Source organism: Candidatus Izemoplasma sp., assembly GCA_036172455.1.
GTDB lineage: Bacteria > Bacillota_I > Bacilli_A > Izemoplasmatales > Izemoplasmataceae > JAIPGF01.
This window is the reverse complement of record JAXKVY010000001.1, coordinates 524,210-546,124: the sequence shown is the minus strand read 5'-3', so window position 1 is coordinate 546,124 and position 21,915 is coordinate 524,210. Positions and strand designations below refer to the sequence as shown.

Below are 21,915 nucleotides of genomic sequence, written 5' to 3'. Positions count from 1 at the left end.
CTTCGTTTAAAAGGGTTTTTCTATATAACGTTTAGGGTTGTTATGACATTATTTATTGTGTTGTGTCATCCGCAGATCCATCTAACTCACCGAATAAGTCTTCAAAACTTGAAACAGTTGATGAATCAATTAAGGTAGTAAATGAATCAAGTACTGCTTCCTGAGTTGCTGGATCTAAATTTTGTAAGTTATTTACTAGTGTTTCAACATCTTCAGGGTTAACGTCTTCAGATGATGTTAGTGATGCTTGGATATTTTGTACACTATCATAGACAGCTTCTTGACTTCCGCCATCATTTTGATCAAGCACAGTATCTAAATTGGTTAATAATTGTGGGTCTGAAACAGCATCTTCTAATGCAGTTTGGAAGGATGCTAATACATTGTCATATTGAGATGTCACTTCTAAAACAATGGCATTGGTTGCTAAATCGATACTCGTCACTTCAACAACACCTGTATTAGTTCCATCTTCCATTAATGCAGTTAATCGTGCGGTACTAATGATGAGATCCCCGTCGGCATTAAATTCACCAAACTCAACATCACCAATATCAGCAAATACTGATTTGAATACCTCTAAATCAACAACTTCAAGGTACTCTAGGTTTGTCTCATCAGCATCTTTACCAACAGTAATTTCAACAAATTCTAACTGTAATTCAGTTGGTGTAGCCGATACTTCTTCAGCTCGGATTACTAATAAAGAATCAATTTCACCAATTTTGAAAAGTGCATTGGCATATATCTCTGTCTCTTCTATCTCAAACCAGAGACCTTTTAATCCAAATTCGATTTCTTTTGTTTCTGTATCTGAAATTTGAATTTCTTTAACGCTTCGCATCTCTGTAAAGCCATTTTGAGAACTGTAGATTAATTTATTGAAGACACGTTCTCGAATCTTAAATCCACTGTCGTCGGTTAAACTGCTGTTAAAAATGTAGTCAGTGAATAAATCTTGTAAATGCTCATCTGGATTGAATAACTCCGGATTATATTCTCCAATAACAACTTCTCCATTTACAACTTCTTTATCGTGCAAATCATATAAGTATTCCGGGAAGTTTACTGGATCTTCATTTTCAAGTTGAGAAATACCTGCTTCAACAACAAATTCCTCATTCTCAATATAGAACTCTACTAGTTTTTGATCAAATGTTATACTGAGTAATTCTTGTGCTAATTTAGATCCTGCGTCTGCACCGTCTGAATTAGCGGATATTTGTTCTAAAATATCATCTTTAGGAATTGTATAAGAAATATTTTCTAAATTGAAATCTCCCATTGGCAAGTCTGATAACTCATTTTCAAGATTTAAGTTAGCTTGTTCGTCAACCATTGAAACAATCGATGAAATGAGTGATTTAGGCACTGGTAGACGTCCTAATTGAACCTTGTCAAACTCTAAATAGTAATAATCTGGATCATCTTCAAATAAGAAGTGCACTTCAAGAACTGTTTTGTATGTTACATCGTTACTAATATCTACTTCTAAAAAGACATTAAATACAAACCGTCCCGGATCAACACTTGAAGCCCCTTCATAAAATGATACCCATGCACCTACTAAACGTAGAGATAAATTATAGCCTTCTACTTGTTGTGCTTGTGCATAGACATAACATTCGTTATCTGTTTCACAATCTGGTCCTGGGGCATAATCGGGATTTTCCCCTTTGAAATACTCATAGATTGCGACATTAATGATGTCTTCATGAATATTGAAATAGACGTCTTCTGTTGTGCCGTTTTCAACATCAGTGATGGAGTTATTTAACTCAGTAAATAACATTTCCTTCGCATCGGCATCTTCTGTGTAAAGGTCTACTGGCATGTGTTCATCACCAGTTCCATCATACATTAGTGTTGCCACTAATGCGGGTGTTCCAAGGATGACTAATATTGGAACAAAAATTGCCATAAATAATTTTTTCATGTTATCGCTCCTGTCATAATATTTTCTTAATATACAACCCTAGTATATAGAAATATTGTGTAAATTTTATGAATATGATTTTGTTATATTGTGAATTTAAACTAACGGTGCTCGACTAACGCCTTTTAAGCTCATATTATCTATTGTTTTATGTGTTATATATTTATAGTAGCCCGCCACGCCAATCATGGCCGCGTTATCTGTACAATATTCAAAATTAGGGACAGATATCTTTACATTTGATAAGCGTTCAAATACTTTTTGACGCAATCCTTTATTGGCCGCAACACCACCAGCGACGATAAACATTTTCGCATCAAATTCTTGAATAGCTTGTTCACTTTTGGTCACAAGCACCTCTGTTACTGCTTCCTGAAAAGAGGCACATAAATCATTCACACGCAGTGTTTCATCTCGTTGTTTGGTATTATGAACAAGGTTAATCACATGTGACTTAATTCCTGAAAAAGAAAACATATAATCCGGTTGCTTTGTTAAGTCTGGCATCGGATAGGTATTTTTTCCTTTACTAGCCAATCGATCCACTATAGGTCCGCCTGGATATCCTAAGCCAACGGTTCTTGCGACTTTATCATAGGCTTCTCCAACTGCATCATCTTGTGTTTCCCCTAGTTTTTCAAACTTATAATGCTCTGTCATTAGAATAAGTTCTGTATGTCCTCCGCTCACAACTAGACAAATAAGGGGAAACTCTAATGGTTCTCTAATCGCATTGGCATAAATATGTCCAGCGATATGATGAACCCCAACAAGCGGGATGTCATTTGTGAAGGCAAAAGCCTTAGCTGCATTTATACCAACAAGTAAGCTACCAATTAGTCCTGGCCCTTTTGTCACAGCGACTAAATCAATATCCTCTTTACGGACATTTGCCTCATCTAGCGCTTCTTCAAACACCACTGTAATCCCTTTGACATGTTCTCTTGATGCAATTTCAGGGACAACTCCGCCATAGGCTTTATGGACATCTATTTGGCTAAATACGATATTGCTTAATACAGTTGTGCCATTCTTTAAAATACTGACACTGGTTTCATCGCATGAACTTTCAACACTCAATACAATCATCTTACTCACTCCTAGTATGTTTCATTACTAATGCATTTGATCCATCTTGATAATATTGCTTTCGTTTACCTATAACGCTAAATCCTATTTTTTTATATAAGCTAATTGCTACGTGATTATTTTCTTTTACATCCAATGTAATATCCGTCAAAGAAATCTCTTTCTCACTGTTCAATAATGTTTTAAACAACTGGGTTGCAACCCCTTGACGACGATAATCTGGTTCAACATAAAGGTTGATGATATCGACTTGATGACCAACAACAAGTGCCCCAATATAGCCAATTGGCTTTCGTTCATCCTTTGCAACAATATATTCACTTTGCGAATGATATAATACGTCTTCTTTTAATGTATCATATGATAATCCTTGATGAAATATCTCTTGTTCACACTGAAAAATATACGTACAATCTTCTAATTTAGCTCTTTGATACAAAATCATTCGCTTTCTTCCTCATCAGACTGTAAATTCTCACCTATCTCGGCTTCTAATTCATTCATGGCATTAATTTCTAAACTAAAACGTTCACTAAAATTGGTAATCAGAGGATTCACTTCGTCCAAACTACCAATATCAAGAATGTTAATATCTGTTGAATAGCCACTAATTTCATCAATTGTTGTTTCGTTTAATTGATATTTCAAATATAGCTGTTCATAAATCTTTATGTCATGATAATAATGATAAGGCGTATTTAAATACGCATTGTTATCTTCATTGTACCGTAAGGTATGGAGTCCTAAATCTTTAACTGAATTATACAGTGTTTTGACTTCTACAAATCGGACAACCGCATCTTCATCATAAATGATGATAGAGATTGGAGTAGTTGGACTCACCGCAATCGTATCCGATAAATAGTATTCTTCATCATATCCTGATTTATATTGATTATAACTATCCACAATCTGATATTGACAGGCGTTCTCGTTATACTTGTAGCGTGTATTTCCAACTTCTAAATTAATCGGGACTAACAACGTATTAGAAACTGTTGTACAGGTATTTGATGGTTCCACAAAGATATCTCCGTCAAAACCTTCAACGATCATATCATAATCAATGCTTGGGTCCATTAATAATAATTCTTCGACGGTAAGTAGCCGATTAATGGCTAAGTCAATCATTTTCCCATTATTGTCTGTCTCATAGGTGATTAGAACTTGCTTAGTCGAATCAATATAATAACTATTTCTACGTGCTTTAAAATTATATTCTACAGTTGTATCATTTTGGCATCCAACAAGGAATAACGTCAATAACAAAACAACACTCATTAATAGTAAACGTCTCATTTAAAACATCCCCAATCGACTTAAGACATCATTGATTAAAGCAATGATCTCGCCCATATTTTCTGTATCGACATGACGGATAATATCATGGTTACGACCAAGATAGTTAACGGTTTCTTCAGACCAAATCATCGTTGATTCTGTCGAATCAAAATCTTCTTTTAAGATGAGTAAATTAATGGATTGATTTGTCAAAACATACTGCTCAATGATACTTAGTTGAGCCAAGTATTGTTGGTTTGATTCAAAGACATTCCCTGCCTGGCTTAAACTCATCGGTAAAACATTGACGAACGCTCTTTGCCAAATAGAATCTTCTGCATTATATGTGATTTCTTCAATTGAAACAATATCGATGAACGGATTAATTAAGAAATTCGTTCGATTAAAGCGCAACACATCAATGTTCTCAATAGGGGATGTCGTCTCAATATCGACATTGCCTGAATCAAAACCGGTCTCGTGGAAGACATATTCATCATAGGTACAATACCCATTATCCCGTATATGATAAAAGTAATGTTGGTCGTTAATGTTCAAAAACCTAGGAATTGCACTGTCTGAAGTAATCCCACAGGCATCATCTAAGACCTCAGGTGTTATATAATTTGATACCGTGGGATGGTCCGTGAGTTCTTCTGCGTTAAAACCAATCCGCTTAAGAGCCTCAAAGAACGGTAATCGCTCATCTAAGATAAATAAATCAATTTCACCAACAGCGTTGGTATGGTATTTGACAATGAGTTCATCATTGATCACATACCCCTCACGATCTTTTTCATAATTGCCACGATCAAAGACCCCACAACCTGTGAGGAAAAATAGGGATAATGTAATCATCAGGAATCGTCTCATGTTATCTCTCCTAATTGAGTGTTATTGTGAAGGTCTGATTAACTTCTTGAGTATCACGATACGTTTCTGCATCTGTCACAATAGATATCTCTACTTGAGCATTAATCTCAGCCTCAGTAATCGTCAATGCCTCATCGTCTAATGTACTTTGAATACTCGCTTTTATGGTCTCTTCATCAGGGGAAGTGGGTAGTCCTTCACTGTCTAAATAGCTTTGATAATATTCATCAACAGTAAGATACCCATTTTGGATATGATTTCTTAACGTAGCTTCTGCAATATGATCAAGATATTGATTACTCACCATAACTTGATAGGCGTTATCGACAGCTTCTTGATAGAAATTATCATAACGCACGTTATCATTATTTTCAATCCCCCAAAGACGATTGTACTCTGTTTGATAATAATAATTATTGACGTCAGCTTGTGTAATTGGACTAATTAACTCAACGGTTAAGCCATCTAGTGTTGTAACAATGTTCTCAATATTAGCAACTGTTAATGTATTAACTGTCAGTGTGCTCACTGCGTTTAACACGGTTGTACTCATGAAACTTAAATCTATATACGTTGTATCAAGCACACTCAATGTTGTTGCGCTGACATTTTCTGTATTAAATGTATCTAGATTAGTGCCTGTAATATTTAGTGTTGTAGTGCTCCCATTAATTGTCAACGTTAAAGATGTTGTACTAATTGTTAGGGTATCTAACGTCGTTGATGAGATATCTACATTACTCGCGTTATTTGTGAGCGTAACGGCACTTAATATGTCATTATCTGAAATGATAATATCTGTAACGGCTGCATTGACAGTCAATAATGTGTTATCTGCGTCAATAACCGATAAATTCGCCATAGCACCTGCCACACTTGTCATATTTGATCCTGTCATAGTGACCTCAGCGTTAGATGCATTGATTGTTGTCTCACCTGCATTTGGTAAAGATACATCAAGTGTCGTAATCTCTTGAGACGCGGTAATACTTGTATTTGAGCCACTATTTCCAATTAAGGTGATACTGGTGTTGGAACTAGCCGATACAGTAATGGTTGAGGCGTCTGTTTCTAGTGTGTCTACATCTTCTCCATTTTGAATGGTTAACGTATCACCTGTAAGATGTGTTATGGATGGCGTAATAATCGCTGATGTCAGACTCACAGGTGTATCAATAATTAGCGTAGAGACCTCTCCTATTAGCGAAGCAATCAGATTACCTGTCACATTCAAGTCAGTAGTCGGTGCCGTGATATTAAGTGATGTCATAACATTACTTGATATATTCAATGATTTTATATTAGTTGTTACACTTGGGGACTCTGAAGTTACTGTCAGTGAGCCTGTATCTAAACTACTACCTGTTAGTGCGATTGTTGTCGAAGCTGTTGTAATATCATAATTATCTTGATTTAGAATTAACTCAAGGTTATTTAACGCTACTGAGCCTGTATCTAACGTTTGTAATGATGCACTATCTACGGTTAAATCATTTGTTAACATGCCTGTCATATCTAATGTTGTCATCGTATCATTGATAACACTAACGGTAGGCAATGTTCCAGTAAGTGTCATTGACGTCGTTTCTGCGGTGATAGATAAATTAGCTGATAAATCATCGCTATTGACATCTAAAGTCGATAACTCAGGTGATGTAAACGTCATAGATTCTATTGTTCCACCAACAGTAAAACTTGTTTGATTCGTTGTCACATTAAGCGTTGTTACAGCATCCCCTGTAAATAAGGTATCAATATTCGTGTTCGTAAGATTTAGTGTATTGATGGTAGTATCTACTCCAAATGTTACACCACTGATATGGCTTGTATTAAATGTCGCAGTATCAACATCAGCTGTTAAATTAAAGGTAACAGCTGGTGTCGTAATATCTAACGTGAGGTCCCCTGTTGGTGATGTGACCTGTGCACTATTTAAAACAGCACTGTGCAAGGTAATGTCATCTAAAGCACTGATTACAATGTTTTCGGTATCAGTAGTAACATCAAACGGTGATTGAGCAACAGACGTGACTGTTAAATTTGTTTGATCTAAGGTGCCTGTAAACGAGGTCATTTCTCCGCTAATATCAGCCGTGGTAATATTGGTCCCTGACATCGTTAATGATGGGGATGTTACACTTGTTGATATCGTATCGATATTCGCATTAAAGGCACTAATATTAGATAAAGATGTGCTATCAATAATAAACTCATTAATACTTGATGCACTGTCTAAGGTGAGGGTAGATACACTTGAATTTAGTGTTAATTGATTAGCTAAAGCTTGTAAAGACAGATTTGTCGTACTGTCAGCATCAATCGTTACTTGATTAGTGCCAACATCAAGTATCAAACTTGTGATATTAGGCGCTGTTAAGACTGTGCTTATAGCATTATTCGCAGCAATATCTAATGTTGTTTCATTACTATCAATAGTTAATGATGGAACCTGAATATTAACCGCGTCTAGCGAGGACAGTGATGGCGATATTAACGATAGTAATGTATTGATCCTACTGGTGCTATTCAGTGTTAATGCGGTTAACTCAGTATCTGTCATATTCACTGTGTTGGCATCTAGTGTCATCGTAGCAATATTGTTACTATCAGTAATATTCAATGTACTAGATGGCAACGTAACGGTTAATGTACTTGCTTGTTGAGCTATAATACTGGCGGTTGATACCGCACTCCCAGTGACAGTAAGTGCTGATTCAAGCGTTGTATAATTTAACGTTGAGATTGACGCATCATGTAATGTCAGGGTCGCGACATGATCCCCATTTACGGTTAAGGTATCGATGACTGATGTACTTAATAGTTCTACAGTAGGGGCTTGTAAAAGAGCAAGTGTCAGGTCGTTACTATTTAATGACATACTTACCGCTGATGATGTATTACTGTTAATCACTACTGTACTCCCTGGTAAGTCAAGTGAGAGGTTGGTTAATTGATCATTACTCAGCTGCATATTAGATACATTGGTCCCTGAAATGGTTATATCTGAATGACTTGATGTCACTTCTAATTGCGCTATACTTGTGTCATTTAATACAAGATTTTGTAGATTAGTCGAGGATACCGTTATTGTATTCACAGTACCAGTAAAAGTCCCATTCGTAAGAGTATCATTATCGAGTACTAATGTATCTGTTAATAGATTTAAGGTTAACGAAGATTGGTTTGTCTCAATTGTAGTATTATACGCCACGTTGCTTACTATTCCATTAGTAAGTGCATTATTAACAACGGTTAAATTCGTTGCTTGTAGTGTGTAATCTATCGTATCTATCCCACTATTTACAATCAGTGATGTCGCGTTGTTATACGTATCATCTAATGTATTAATCGTGGTTAAATTATCGGCATTGAACGTACTGGATACTGATGTAAATTGATCAAATGTTAAGGCCGTTAACGCACTATTGTTAATCGTTAAATCGGCAACATCTCCATTTAAAACATGCGTCGTTGCTGTTGATGATAAGAGGAGTGTTGTCGTTGGCATTGTCAATTGATAATTCTGGTAATTTGTGGTTAAAGTAAGTGTGTTGGCGACATCCCCTGTTAGTGTCAATGTTGCGCTCATATTTAATTCAGTCGTTAGCTCAGTAATAGTGTTATCTAAGTCTTCAATCGTTAATGCGGTGATTGTAGAATTGGATAAATCTGTCATGTTGGCTGATAAAAGGCTAATCGTTAGATGATCTAAAGTTGTATAATTATCTAAGAAACTATACGAGTTATAAGCAGCTTCTTCAATGGTTAGATTAACCATACTATCAAATGAGTCGGTATCAAATAAAACACTTGATGGATCCCCTTGTGCACGTAATATCACGTCTCTAGCTTGATTAAACCCATCCACGATCGTTATTGTGTTGGGAATCTCTACTGGCGTTGATTGATAGGCATCAAATGAGCGTGTAATGCTCGTTAGATTTGGGTATGTTGTTAGATAATCTGTCGTTAGATTAACTTGTGGTAACGCATTAAAACTGTCTGTAAAAGTTGTAATGTTATTACTGTTTTCAAGGGTAATAATGCCTAGATTATCTAAGCCACTTAGGTTTTCAATAATTGTTGCGTCATTATCATATGTTAACCCAATAAGTTGATCATACACTTCAAACGGTTGTAAATCAGACACGGTTTGTGTATTTTGTAAGACTAGTGATTGTAAGGTTGATGCCATAGCTAATCCTGAAAATGCAGAGTAATCTACATAGTCAAGGCCAATGGTTAAAAACTCTAAATGTGTCAAATTACTTAAAAAGGCTGACGACGTAATTTGGTGATTCCCCAAATCTAGTGTCGTTATTGGACTCCCATCAAATGCGTTGTCACCAATAGTAATAATTGGTGTCGCATTATTATTGGCATAGTTTAGTTGAAAACTTGATAATGCTGTATTTTGTAACCCCGTAATTTCTGTAATAGCCAAATCATTATAGCTTAATGCAGTAAGACTTACTAAATTATTAATCCCATCAATGATTGTTAATGTATGTTGTAATGTTTCTTCATTATACTGAGTAGATATATCAAGCGTTGTTAAATCAGGTATACTATCAAAATCCGTAAGCGTTGTTAAGCGATTTTGACTTATGTCGATCGTATCAACACTGAGCACTGTATTAATACTTGGTATATTGCTTAAGTGGTTTTGAGATAAATCTAGTGTTTGTTCAATCTGTGTGTCAGTGAAACTTGAGGTGATGGTGCTTGTATCATTATTACGTAAGATAAGTTGTGTAAGATTCAATCTATTGAAACTATCTGTCATACTATCAAAATGACTATCTGTAATTTGAAGCCCTAAGTCATTATTAAAGGACAGATCATTAAATGATCCACTAATATCTGTTGTTTGTGTACTTGGTGTGTTGTTATCAATCAAAATGTAGTCATATTGTCCATTATTAAAACTATTAGAAATGGACTCTATTATACCCGTTTCAATTGTAATGACGTTACTATCAAAATAGACCGTGAATATGTCATTAAATGCATCTGTAATTGTAGTTGTTTGATCTAAAGAGACCGTAAGCGCAGTTAAGTCACTTAAGTTATTAAAACTTTGATTAATTGTTGAAAGTGGTGTGTTGTTTAAGTCTAATATTTCTAAGTTTTCTAAGTTTTCAAATGCTCCATCTAAATCATTCAATGGATTATCGGCCGCACTAAAATAGATTAAATGGCTGAGTGAATCCGCTTGTGTTACCTCTGTTAGATTCGTTATTTGGTTGTTTGATGCATCAATACTGATAAGCTCAGGATTATCATAAATAAACCGTATATCTGTTAAGTTATTCTCATTAACGAGAAGTGTTTCTAAGGTAGGTATCACGATTGATTGTTCATCAATATGATCAATATTCATATTTGATAAATCCATTACAGTGATGTTAGGGACCTCTTTAAATGAGTTAATAATCTCTAAGCCAATCCCTGTTTGAAAACCAAAGGTAAAGTAGCCTTCAATAATTTCGCCAGACTCATCTAGCGCTTGCATATCTAGTTCTGGTAGATTATTAAAACTATTTTCTATACGGGTAATGATATTAGGGTGTGTCTCTGTAAAATCGTCTGGTAACGACTCACTATCAGGTGTATCAATTAAAAGATGATCAAGGTTAGGTATATCGCTGATACCAATTAAGGTATCCAGTCCATTATCATATAAAATAAGCGATTCCAATGATTGATGACCATAGACACCTGATGTATCGGTTAATGTAGGACCTAAATCATTAAAATTACTGTGTAAATCTAACACACTCAAATTAGACCAAGGTGAAAGATCTGGAATATGGGTAATTTCATTACCATTAAGATATACCCTCTCTAGGTTTGGGATATCAAGAAGTTCTGTAAAATCAGTGAGATTATTATCGGATAAATCTATCTCCGTTAGTCCTGTCATACCAGAAAGAATTCCGATATTGTTAATATTATTGTTGTAAAGCGTTAATGTTGTCACACTTGTAAACTGTGATAAAGGTGTAATATCTGATAATTGATTATTATGTAAATGGAGTGTTGTAATAGGCAACACTTTATCATTTAAATCCGCAATAGAGGTCAGATTATTATCATTGAGATACAGTTCTTCTAACTCGGTTGCATTTTGTAAGCTACTGAAGTTTGGACCGTCTCCTAAACCGTCTAAATCGCATCCTAAATCATTATTAGCAAGATTTAAGACTCTTAGACTATCCATAGCCCCCAATGGCTCTAAGTCGCAAATATTATTGTTTTCTGCGTTGAATTCACGTAAGTTAGACAATCCCGTTAAGCTATCGCCAAATTGTTGGATATTGTTGTTTGAGACATCCAATGTTTCTAGTTTATAGAGTTGTGTAATGGCTGGCAATTCATAAATATCGTTATTTCTCAATATTAACGACTCTAAGTTGATTAGATTGTCTAATCCCTCAATATTGACAATTCCGTTATCACTGAGATCAAGGGATGTAAGTTTTGTCATTTCTTCGACGCCTTCAACGCTCTGTAAAGCAGCATTATTATTTAAGATTAACTCGCTAATTTTACTAAGATTTTTAAAGCTATCAATACTCACAACTTGTGTGTTGCGTAACTCTAGTGATTGGATATTTTGTAAGGCACTAATCTCGCTAATATCTTTGAAGCCTTGCCCGATTAATGTCAAAGATGTAAGGTTTTGAAAACATTGGATTCCACCGAGATCAATATTACGATCTGGTGTGTTTTCTTCAAACACAAGCTCAGTCATGTTAATGATTTGAGTAAAGTTATCTTCGTTGATGGTTTCGCGTTCAGGTGTGGATGTCGCAATTAACGCATATAAATCTCTACTCGCAACATCCGCAAACCCCGCATACGTACGACAATATTCAGGTAAATGGGTATTCTCCACAGTTTCTCTGCAACTTGAAAGAATGATGACAGTCATCATCACTAAAAGTATTTTTGGTAATTGTTTCAAGTAGCTCATGATTGCACCTCCCGAATAATATCGATTGGTTTCGTATTGGCAAGTTTTGTTACATTTCGATAACTTAAGAAACCGAGTAAAGCAAATACGATGAAACTATAAAATAATAAGTTAAAGAATGAAATATCCGTTAACATACGATTGTTTCCAATACTAAGTTTCATACCTGCAAAACTAATGACACCAGTTCCTTGATTAATAACATCAATAAAGACGGCATTAATTAGCATATTTGCATAATAAATAATGACTACACTCATAATAATTGCCATAATCACTTCTGTGACAATTTCAATAAAGAAAAGCATTTTAATATCTTTGGCTGTAGAACCGACACTCCTATAAATACCAATTTCTTTAATACGTTCGCCTAAAATAACTTTCAGTAAGATGTTAAAAAAGACAATACTGATGATTAAAAGGGCATTAAAGAATACACCAAAGAGTGTTCGAATACTCGTTAGATAGTGATACGCCTCACTATTGACTTTACAGTTAGAATAATCTGTCACTGTAAAGATATCATCGACAATTGGTGACAATTCAATATTGCTTTGTCTCAAGACATTATCGACGGTATAAATAGCACATTCATCCCCTTGTTCTATTGGTTCTTTACGAATCAGATTAAACGTATCAGCATAATTGTTGCCTGAGCCTTGGGCAAAGTCGTTAATTGGGTCATGAAAGTTCTCAATTGTGACAATTTCTAAGATATCTTCTTCATTAATGTTCTCTAATAAACTGCTTTCTAAGATACCACTATCTAAATTGACACTAAAATACCCATTAACATACTCTAATGACGCTTGTTTTTGGAATAATGTGTTTTCATAGGTATCTTTATCGATATAGATCACTGATTCATTTTCATTATCAATAATGGCCGTGATTGTCATCGTGATAGTTGTTTCTTGGCTTTTAAACACGGCATCATGAATATCCACTTGGGGGAATGGATTGGTTGTTTCATCATACACAGCTTGATAAACCCGTTCAATATAGCGTGGTTCTCCGGGTTCTAAGAAAGCATCGCGTTCATCTACCATATAATAAATGGCATTACTACGTAAAAGTAAATCAAAATAATTTGGTGCAATTTGATTTACTTGTGACTTAAAATCATCCATATACTCAATAAACTCATCTACAGAGTTAACATAGTCTGTGGCCTTTTGGTCACGAATACGGGCTTCACATTTATCTTGATAATATTCACCTAAGCTATCGTAATGATAACAGTATAACGGTAAATTGAAGGATAAATAACGAATTGGGACTAATGTATCATCATTGTCATTGCCTTCAACGATTGCTTGGTTCTCATTCTCAGCTAAAGTATCTAAGTACGCAGAGACGCCAAAAATCCCCTCTTGAATGGTAAAACTATATAAAGGCACTTCTATCTCATCATTGACATACCCTGAAAGATTAACGATATTATCTGATAGCTGCATGACATCCCGATAAAAACGACTCGTAACCATGATTTCATTCTCATTGGGTTCAGGATAATAACTATTCCCAATAAATAAGTCATCATAACTATAGGCATTAATGCGTTCACTTTGAAAGAGTCGTAATTTATGATCTGCGAGTAAATCTGGATGGTTTGGATCATCGACAACACGCTCAACTCCACTAGTAATAGGGGAAATCATTACGTCTGTCGAATAGCTACTGACTAACTCGCTATCTTTATCTTCAAAATACCCTTCATATGTCGCCACAAGGTCTTCTTGCGCTAACATGTAGTCTGCATCATCAATGACAGGTTCTTCAGGTACTAAACTAAAAGCATAGCTGTTCGCTTTATTTAACGCTTCATAATAGGCATCATATGCTTCAGTTACGCCTCGCTCGATTCCATTAAACAGAATTGTAAAACTAAAAGCTAACGCAAGTGATAATGCCGTAAATAATGTTCTAAAAAATCGTGAGCGAATTTTTTGAAATGTTAACTCAAATTTATCCCATACAGATAAATCTGTCGGTTCTGTTTTACGATATGTATTTTGGTAGGTTTGAGGAATATCTTGTTTAATCAAATCATTTGTAAACTGTCCTTCTGATAACTCGATAATCCGTGTGGCATGTTCATTGGCAATACCGCGATCATGCGTAACAACAATCACTAATCGTTCTTTACTTAACCCTTTGATTAAATCAATGATTGTCTGACTAGTATTATAGTCTAGTGCTCCGGTAGGTTCATCAGCTAAAATAATCGCAGGATCTTTTACTAATGCCCGGGCAATCGCCACACGTTGCCGTTGTCCACCTGATAGTTGACTGGGTAATTTATGAATATGATTAATTAATCCGACCTTGTTTAAGATATCTTTAACTTTGGCATCTTTTTCTTTTCGACTATTGCCTTTTTGATATTTTAATGCGATCTCTACATTTTTATAAACACTTAAATATTCAAGCAAATGATACTCTTGAAAAATAAATCCAATTTTCTCATTTCTTATCGCATCCCATTGTCCTTCATTAATCGCTGTAATGTTATTTCCTTCTAGAAAATAATCACCAGCATCTGGGGCGTCCAATCCACCAAGGATATTGATTAACGTACTTTTTCCACTACCACTTTTCCCTACGACTCCAACAAATTCTCCACGCTTAAAAGATGTTGTTACGCCATTAAGCGCAACAATCTCACGGTTTGCTTTAGTATGGTAGGTCCGTTTAACACCTACTAAACGTAAAATAATATCGCCTCGGCTCATACCTAATCACCCACTTCTCAAGGCATCAATAGCACGCATGTTAGCCGCTTTAAAGGATGGGACTAACACACTAACAAATAAAAATACGACTGCGCCAATAATGACACCTATACTAAATGTTGTTTCATAGCTAAACACAGGGTTATAGCCAAATAAAGGTTCTAGTGTTGTTAAATCCACTACAACGAATCGGTAAAAATAACGGAAAGAAAACACTATAAGTCCGTATAATAATCCTGTCATAAATAAGATTCTAATAGCTGTTTCTACTGTTTCAAATACAAACATATTTCGAATACTTTTCTTACTAACGCCAATACTTGAATAAATCCCGATTTCCCGTATCCGTTCATGAATACTAGAAATCACAATATTTACTGCGACTGTACCACTTATCACAAATAAGCTCGCAAAAATGGCATAATACATATACTCTAACATAAGCTCTAAATCCCGTGTTTCTTGATATTGTCTAAATTCTGAGTTTTCAACTGAAATATCATATGTTGTATTTAATTGTGTAATATCTAATGGCTCTTTGACGTTCACAGGGGTGAGTGCAATGTACTTATCATAATATTCATCTGCACGGGTAAATCCTTTATCTTCTTTCAAATATGTAACATAATCTTCAAAGCCATCATTATACATATAGATATTACCCACATAATTAATACCTTGATAATAACTATTTAAAATACCGGATATGGTATAGGCGAAACAGGAATCCTTCACAATCGTCACATTCGGTTCTGTATCCCCTAATTTAACGGTTTCACCACAGATGTATAATGTCTTATCAATAAACCCTTCAAGCCGTATACTTGATGTATTAATTCCGTCGTTTAAACTTTCATTTAAACTAATCCCAAGAAATTGTGATAATAGATACTCACTACTAATCAATACTTCAGGTATATCTGCCTCTGGGTCAGGAAAATCTCCAACATAGATTTGATCACTCAAATAAAAGTCTTCTTTTTGTATTGTCGTTGATCCTAAAGTTGTGATACGCGGGCTATAAACCCCCGTGTTATAGGTCCGTTCTCCAGCATCTGAACTATAAAAATTATTCGTCGTTGCGATGTAGAGTTCCTGAACATAATGTTCATAATATATATAAACATTATCTACATTCTCTTCAGCTTGAAGCGAGGACATCAATGCTTGAATATGCGCATCTTCTGTCGTTGTATTCTCATCATATGGGCCAATATCAGTGACTAAATACTGTTCATAGTTGTTATTAATGTCAAATAAATGAAAATTATAAGCTGTAATATTTTTCATCACAATATTAACAATAAGTAACAAACTAATGCCAATCACAAAACTCCATAAAATACGTCGATTAATCGCGTGTTTTTGGCGGTAGTTCTCTCGTGCAATTTTGCGTGTAAATACAGGATTATTCGCAATGTATTTCCGATGTAGTGGCACTTTCGTTGTGTCGCCTACTTGGAGTTGCCCCTCTAACTCAGGAAATTGTTTCATTAAATGCTTACGTTTTCGTCGTGTGATTTTCGTCTCATAAGACAATAACGAATCTGTGGTAAGTCGCTTACTTGCGTTCTTTTCTTTAACAATCTCATCACTAATGACTTTGCCATCATGAAGTCTGACAACACGCGTGGCATTGTCATAAGCTAAATCTTCATCATGGGTAACCATGATGATAATTCTACCTGGTGCAAAGTGTTGTAAAAGAGCCATAATTTCTTTAGCTGTGGTGCTATCTAATGCCCCCGTAGGTTCATCAGCTAAAATAACTGTTGGATTGATAATAATCGTTCTTGCAATAGCAACACGTTGCCGTTGTCCACCAGATAACTCACTTGCTAGTTTCTCCTCTGTGCTTTCTAGTCCGACTTCTTTTAATAATCTACTCGCAATCTCTTTTGCGACTTTATCGTCGCTCCCGGTTAAAATAAGCGGTAGTGTTACATTTTCCATCACTGTTAAATGTTCAATCAAGTTAAACCGTTGGAAAATGAAGCCAATCTCTGTGTTTCTGATCTCACGCCATTTTTTATCTTTCCACTTATTGGTATTTTCCTCATTAAATAAGATCTCACCATCAGTTTTTTTATCAACACCACTGATCATATTTAGAAATGTTGTTTTGCCACTACCACTCTCGCCTAAAACAGCGATAAATTCACCTGGTTCAAACGTTAAGTTAACATCTTTTAAGGCAATATAATCACGTTCTTTTGTATAATATATCTTTTCTAGGTCGCGGATTTCTATCATACGTTCTCACCATCCCTAATTGCTCGAATCGTATCGATATTTTGTATTTTTTTGGTTGAAACTTTACGAATAATAAAGCGATAGATAAAGAAGTAGAACAACAATGTGGCAAATGCAATAACCATAGGATTAATGACAAAAACATCATATAAATTAAAGTCAAAGAACAAGCCAAATAATGGCATATAGAAATGTTCTATTGGCGCTGCTACAAATAAGTCTAATCGACTTAGACCAAATAGCGTGAGTGCAAATAAGAGATAACTAAATAATGCTACTCGCTTATTTTCAATTTTAACCATATCATGTATATCATCATAACTAGTTCCTAAAACACGTAAACTAGCCAATTCCCGGACCCTTTTGCGGGTCGCAGTCTCATAAATATTGCCATATAGATTAATGAGTACGAAACTCAAGAACACAATCGATAATGTCAGTGCTAAATAGATAACAATATACAAGATAATCATTACCATACTTCTTATCGCGTTCGTGCTGATACTACTGATTAATAAATCGAGGTTAGTTTGTTGCATAACGTTTTGGAATGATTGATTGGCCTCCATACGTTCGATCATTGATACAAACGTATCCAAGAATGGCATATTTTCAATAAGTACACGTGGTAAAACGACGTATACTAGCGATGTAATACTGCCTCTTTCTTCTTCGAATGCACTTACTAAAGAGAGTTCGTATGTTTGAGACTGTGCTGTTTCATAGAAGTGGTTATTAAAACGGTGTGCATATTCTTGATACATAATATAATTTGTACTCTCTTGATAGGTGAGTCTTCTCACATCGCCATAATGTTCCAGCATATCGACATATTCACTACTTTGTTTGATTCTTGGGTAGGCGTCCATCGCTACAAGATAAAGTGACTCAATACTACGATTGTCAAAATCACAAGAAGGACATAGATAGTTAAATTCTGCTTCATCACTGATGACAGCCATATGATCCGCAATATAATATCGTAACAAATCACGGTAAGTTAGTCCTTCGAACATAGCATTGTCAATTTCTGTATCTAAAAAACTACCATCAGGGTTTAATCCTGCTAAATCATCTTGCACATAGGCACTCACCAATGCAGTTGCAGAATTTAATGTATCAATCCACTCTGAGAAATTATCTGAGAATGCACTATACATCGTGTTTTGATATTCTGTTTCAAATATTTCTTCTAAATCGCTCACATTGTAGCGCTCATAGTTTTCGTTATTAATTTCGGCATATTGGATGCTTTTAGTAAACATCTTGTCAGAGACATTATCAATAATGTCAAAATTAACTTGCTCTTCTGATGCTTTACTGACAATAAAACTAAAATGTTGAGATGCCGCATTTGGAATATATAAATCTTCCCGTAAGGCCAATTCAGGATTGATATCTCCATCAAAATTAATTAAACCAACAATGTTAAATGTTTCTGTAGACGTAGTATATGTCTCATTATAGCCTTCTGTGGCATCATTAAAAGTCACAGTTGTTTTAGTGATATCAATCGTTTTTTGTTCTGGGTTTAAGTTATCGAACGCTTCTTGTATACGTTCGGATGGTATCATTCTTAAATCATTCCCATAATCATCTTTGAAATCACTTGGATTTAAAATCTCATACTGAAACAAATACGCTACAGGCACAACAATCTCATTTACCTCATCTGGTAATTCTCCACCTTCGAGTAAGTGGTTTGTTAAGATCGCTTCATTATTTTCAGCGTATAAGTAATTAAACTGATATATCTTATTTTCTTCTAACTCAGTATCCATAAAGCTACTAACATATACATATGGTTCAGGAAATGTAACAATATTTTGATACTGATATTGTAGTGGTTCAAAAATGATGTCAGGATTGTCTTCTCGCATAATAATACTGGCATTGTTATAGTACAGGTTAATCGCACCATATTGAGATAATTCTTGGTCTAAATATAGTAATTTATCTTGGTAATATTGGTATTCCACATATGGATCACTTAAAAGGACCTCATAAAAATCATTGCGATTAAGTTCAGTTTGTGAAAAATCATTGATGAATGGTTGTTCCATTGAATCATAGAGTGTTGTCTCATAATCTTCCATGGTAAATTCACTTGGGGCGAAATAGACATGATTATTATTGTTCATGTTTCTCTTATATAAGGCTTTTTCATTAAATCCACCAAATGTTTCTGAAACAAAATTGAGGCCAAATACAATTGTCAGTAAAAATATCGCAAAGATAATAGCACTAAATAAATGAAGGCCAATATTCCTGAAAAACGCCTTATTAGCGTATGACTTCTTACCATAAAACTTATCAGATGTTTGTAAAAACCGGTAAATTCGTGTGGATAACTTAGAATTGTGCATATGCTCTTTAATAATACGCTTTTTTAGTTCTTCATCAATACTGAATGGTTGATCATTATTTAGTCTGAAGTTCTCAATATTTAACCCCATATCTTTTAAAACAGTTGATTTATTCTCGTCAGATACAGTTTTTTCTACTTCGATAAGTTTTTGAATCTTTTCATCATCATCTTCTATTTCTTTATCAATCACTAAGTCTAATTCATCAACATGAACTTTAGAAGGGTCTGTAATTAACTGATTTCTAACAACATACCCACTTCTTAATTCAATAACACGTGAAGCATAATCCCTGACAATGGATTTATTATGTGTCGCAATAATTAAAAGCTTATTACGACATAAATCTGCAAGTAAATCTAAAATCTCTTTAGATGTTCGGCTGTCTAAAGCCGCTGTTGGTTCATCCGCTATAATAATGTCTGGGTTTTTAACAAAAGCTCGTGCAATTGCGACGCGTTGTTTTTGTCCTCCTGATATTTGATGAGGGAACTTATTCATATGCTCCTCTAACCCAACAAGCTTTAAGGCATGTTTTGCTGCCCGTCTTCGGCTTCCCGCATTAACAACCCCACTTACTCTCAGTGCTAACTCAACATTTTCAATGACAGTAAGATTATTTAATAGAATGTATTGCTGAAAAACAAAACCAATATGTCGTTTGCGGGCCGTATCCATATCCCGTTCACTCTTGCTTTTTAAATCCGTATCAAGAATCTGGCATTCTCCGACATAATCTCGATCAAATCCGCCAATAATATTTAATAATGTACTTTTTCCACTTCCGCTTTTACCAAGTAATACAATAACTTCTCCGATATCAAATGTCATTGTTAAATCACTTAGTGCAATAATGTTGTAATTAATTGTCTCATAGACTTTAGTTAAGTTTTTTAAACGTATCATTCTTTTGCCAACATCCTTATTGTGTCACTTTTAGAAATATAATATGCAGGCAGTAAACTACCTATCATAAATAATCCTAAAACAAGTAAAAATATCGGATAGATATGTTTCAATAACAATGGAAAGTCTATTGGAGTAGTGGAATTAATGACAAATGCTTTAATTAAATTAAATGAAACAATAAATATATTTGCTACAAAACTAAGATACTCCGTATAAAATAATGCCCTAAAGTTTAAGATGCCGTTCACCAAAAGCATGAGTATGACAGTATAGATTAAAGTATCTTTAAAAATAGCTAATGTAAACTTGATCGGGCGTAACATAAAGAGAATAGCAATCGCTTCTTGTGATGCCCCAAATGCTTTTAGTACAGCGATTTCCCTTTTCTTATTTATGATATTAATGGTGAACACAAATAGATATGACACTACACAAAACCCAATTAAAATAAACAAGATTGTTTGGACCAATACCGTAACGTTTTGTTCAAAAAACTGATAAACAAAATCAAGCAAAACATTAGTATTTGCAACCTCTCTGGTCACAAAAAAGTCGAGATAACGCTCTGTAAAAACATCTAGATTCTCATTGATAATACTAATCACAATGAAAAGCGTTAATGACAGGCTAAATGTCTTAAACGTTTTCCCGAATTTCTTTTTATCAATATCCATACTTAGAAAAGAGTACATCAAAAGATTTAAAAAACCTGCAGAACGTATTCTCAAGGCTCTATCCTCGACAATTTCTGCATTAAATAGTTTTCCATCTTCAGTTGTATAATCTTTTACAATTTTTCCATCCACAAGCATAATGAGACGATCACTATATTTTTTAGCAAACTCTTCATCATGCGTAACCATAATCACTGTCTTGGTCTTTGATAAGCGTTTTAATATGTTTAGTATCTCTGTTGCTGTGTAATCATCCAACGCGCCAGTCGGTTCATCACAAAGCAGTATTTTTTGATCATTTACAATTGCACGAGCAATCGCAACACGTTGTTGTTGCCCACCTGAAAGTTCTGGTGGTCTTACTTTGGTATATTGACCTAATCCAACATCTTCTAACGCTTCTTTAGCTTTTTCCCTAGCTTTTCTAAAAGCAACGCCATTTAAAATTAATGGTGTTGCCACATTATCCAAAATACTCATTTCATTCACAAGATTAAAGTCTTGAAAAACAAAACCAATATAATTATTTCGAATACTATTAAGTTTTTTGTTTTTGGCTTTTTGAACATCTTCTCCATCAATAATAATGGTTCCCTTGTCAAAATCTAACAAGGTACTTATGACATTCAAAAGAGTCGTTTTACCCGATCCACTTCTACCTAAGATCGAAACAAAACTACCTTCCTCAATATCTAAATCAATCCCTTTTAAAACATGTGTCTTTGTTGTGCCATTTTTATATGTTTTATGAAGGTTCTCTATATGAAGAATACTCAACCAAATCACCACCTATCGGCAATTATATCAAATACATATGAAA

10 protein-coding genes are annotated in these 21,915 nt (G+C 34.7%); all 10 read right to left on the bottom strand.

What is annotated here, in order from left to right:
• Positions 1–52: 52 nt before the first annotated feature.
• Positions 53–1,936: a hypothetical protein gene (locus UMR38_02515; GenBank protein MEC9484734.1), complete on the bottom strand. Its 1,884-nt coding sequence runs from the start codon at positions 1,934–1,936 to the stop codon at positions 53–55.
• A 96-nt stretch (positions 1,937–2,032) separates the two neighbouring features.
• On the bottom strand, positions 2,033–3,025 hold the full coding sequence (tsaD, locus tag UMR38_02510; protein ID MEC9484733.1) for a tRNA (adenosine(37)-N6)-threonylcarbamoyltransferase complex transferase subunit TsaD: 993 nt from the start codon (positions 3,023–3,025) through the stop codon (positions 2,033–2,035).
• A 1-nt stretch (position 3,026) separates the two neighbouring features.
• Positions 3,027–3,470: a ribosomal protein S18-alanine N-acetyltransferase gene (gene rimI / locus UMR38_02505; GenBank protein MEC9484732.1), complete on the bottom strand. Its 444-nt coding sequence runs from the start codon at positions 3,468–3,470 to the stop codon at positions 3,027–3,029.
• Positions 3,467–4,324: a hypothetical protein gene (locus tag UMR38_02500; GenBank protein ID MEC9484731.1), complete on the bottom strand. Its 858-nt coding sequence runs from the start codon at positions 4,322–4,324 to the stop codon at positions 3,467–3,469. The genes rimI and UMR38_02500 overlap by 4 nt, the downstream gene beginning before the upstream one ends.
• Complete coding sequence (locus UMR38_02495; GenBank protein MEC9484730.1) at positions 4,325–5,179, bottom strand: hypothetical protein; 855 nt, start codon at positions 5,177–5,179, stop codon at positions 4,325–4,327.
• A gap of 10 nt (positions 5,180–5,189) precedes the next feature.
• Positions 5,190–12,158 carry a hypothetical protein gene (locus UMR38_02490; GenBank protein MEC9484729.1) on the bottom strand — a complete coding sequence of 2,323 codons (6,969 nt, stop codon included), beginning with the start codon at positions 12,156–12,158 and terminating at the stop codon, positions 5,190–5,192.
• Positions 12,155–14,893, bottom strand: a complete 2,739-nt coding sequence (locus UMR38_02485) for an ABC transporter ATP-binding protein/permease (protein MEC9484728.1) — start codon at positions 14,891–14,893, stop codon at positions 12,155–12,157. Before UMR38_02485 ends, UMR38_02490 begins: the two co-directional genes overlap by 4 nt.
• Before the next feature lie 6 nt (positions 14,894–14,899).
• Positions 14,900–17,146, bottom strand: coding sequence for an ATP-binding cassette domain-containing protein (locus UMR38_02480; GenBank protein ID MEC9484727.1), 2,247 nt, complete (start codon positions 17,144–17,146; stop codon positions 14,900–14,902).
• On the bottom strand, positions 17,143–20,418 hold the full coding sequence (locus tag UMR38_02475) for an ATP-binding cassette domain-containing protein (GenBank protein ID MEC9484726.1): 3,276 nt from the start codon (positions 20,416–20,418) through the stop codon (positions 17,143–17,145). The genes UMR38_02480 and UMR38_02475 overlap by 4 nt, the downstream gene beginning before the upstream one ends.
• Entirely contained in the window at positions 20,415–21,872 is a 1,458-nt protein-coding gene (locus UMR38_02470; GenBank protein ID MEC9484725.1) for an ATP-binding cassette domain-containing protein, read from the bottom strand. Before UMR38_02470 ends, UMR38_02475 begins: the two co-directional genes overlap by 4 nt.
• Positions 21,873–21,915: the final 43 nt, after the last annotated feature.

Bases quoted from the DNA above. Each gene is read 5' to 3' on its own strand.
- UMR38_02515 (MEC9484734.1), bottom strand. From the start codon at position 1,936: ATGAAAAAATTATTTATGGCAATTTTTGTTCCAATATTAGTCATCCTT.
- tsaD (MEC9484733.1), bottom strand. From the start codon at position 3,025: ATGATTGTATTGAGTGTTGAAAGTTCATGCGATGAAACCAGTGTCAGT.
- rimI (MEC9484732.1), bottom strand. From the start codon at position 3,470: ATGATTTTGTATCAAAGAGCTAAATTAGAAGATTGTACGTATATTTTT.
- UMR38_02500 (MEC9484731.1), bottom strand. From the start codon at position 4,324: ATGAGACGTTTACTATTAATGAGTGTTGTTTTGTTATTGACGTTATTC.
- UMR38_02495 (MEC9484730.1), bottom strand. From the start codon at position 5,179: ATGAGACGATTCCTGATGATTACATTATCCCTATTTTTCCTCACAGGT.
- UMR38_02490 (MEC9484729.1), bottom strand. From the start codon at position 12,158: ATGAGCTACTTGAAACAATTACCAAAAATACTTTTAGTGATGATGACT.
- UMR38_02485 (MEC9484728.1), bottom strand. From the start codon at position 14,893: ATGAGCCGAGGCGATATTATTTTACGTTTAGTAGGTGTTAAACGGACC.
- UMR38_02480 (MEC9484727.1), bottom strand. From the start codon at position 17,146: ATGATAGAAATCCGCGACCTAGAAAAGATATATTATACAAAAGAACGT.
- UMR38_02475 (MEC9484726.1), bottom strand. From the start codon at position 20,418: ATGATACGTTTAAAAAACTTAACTAAAGTCTATGAGACAATTAATTAC.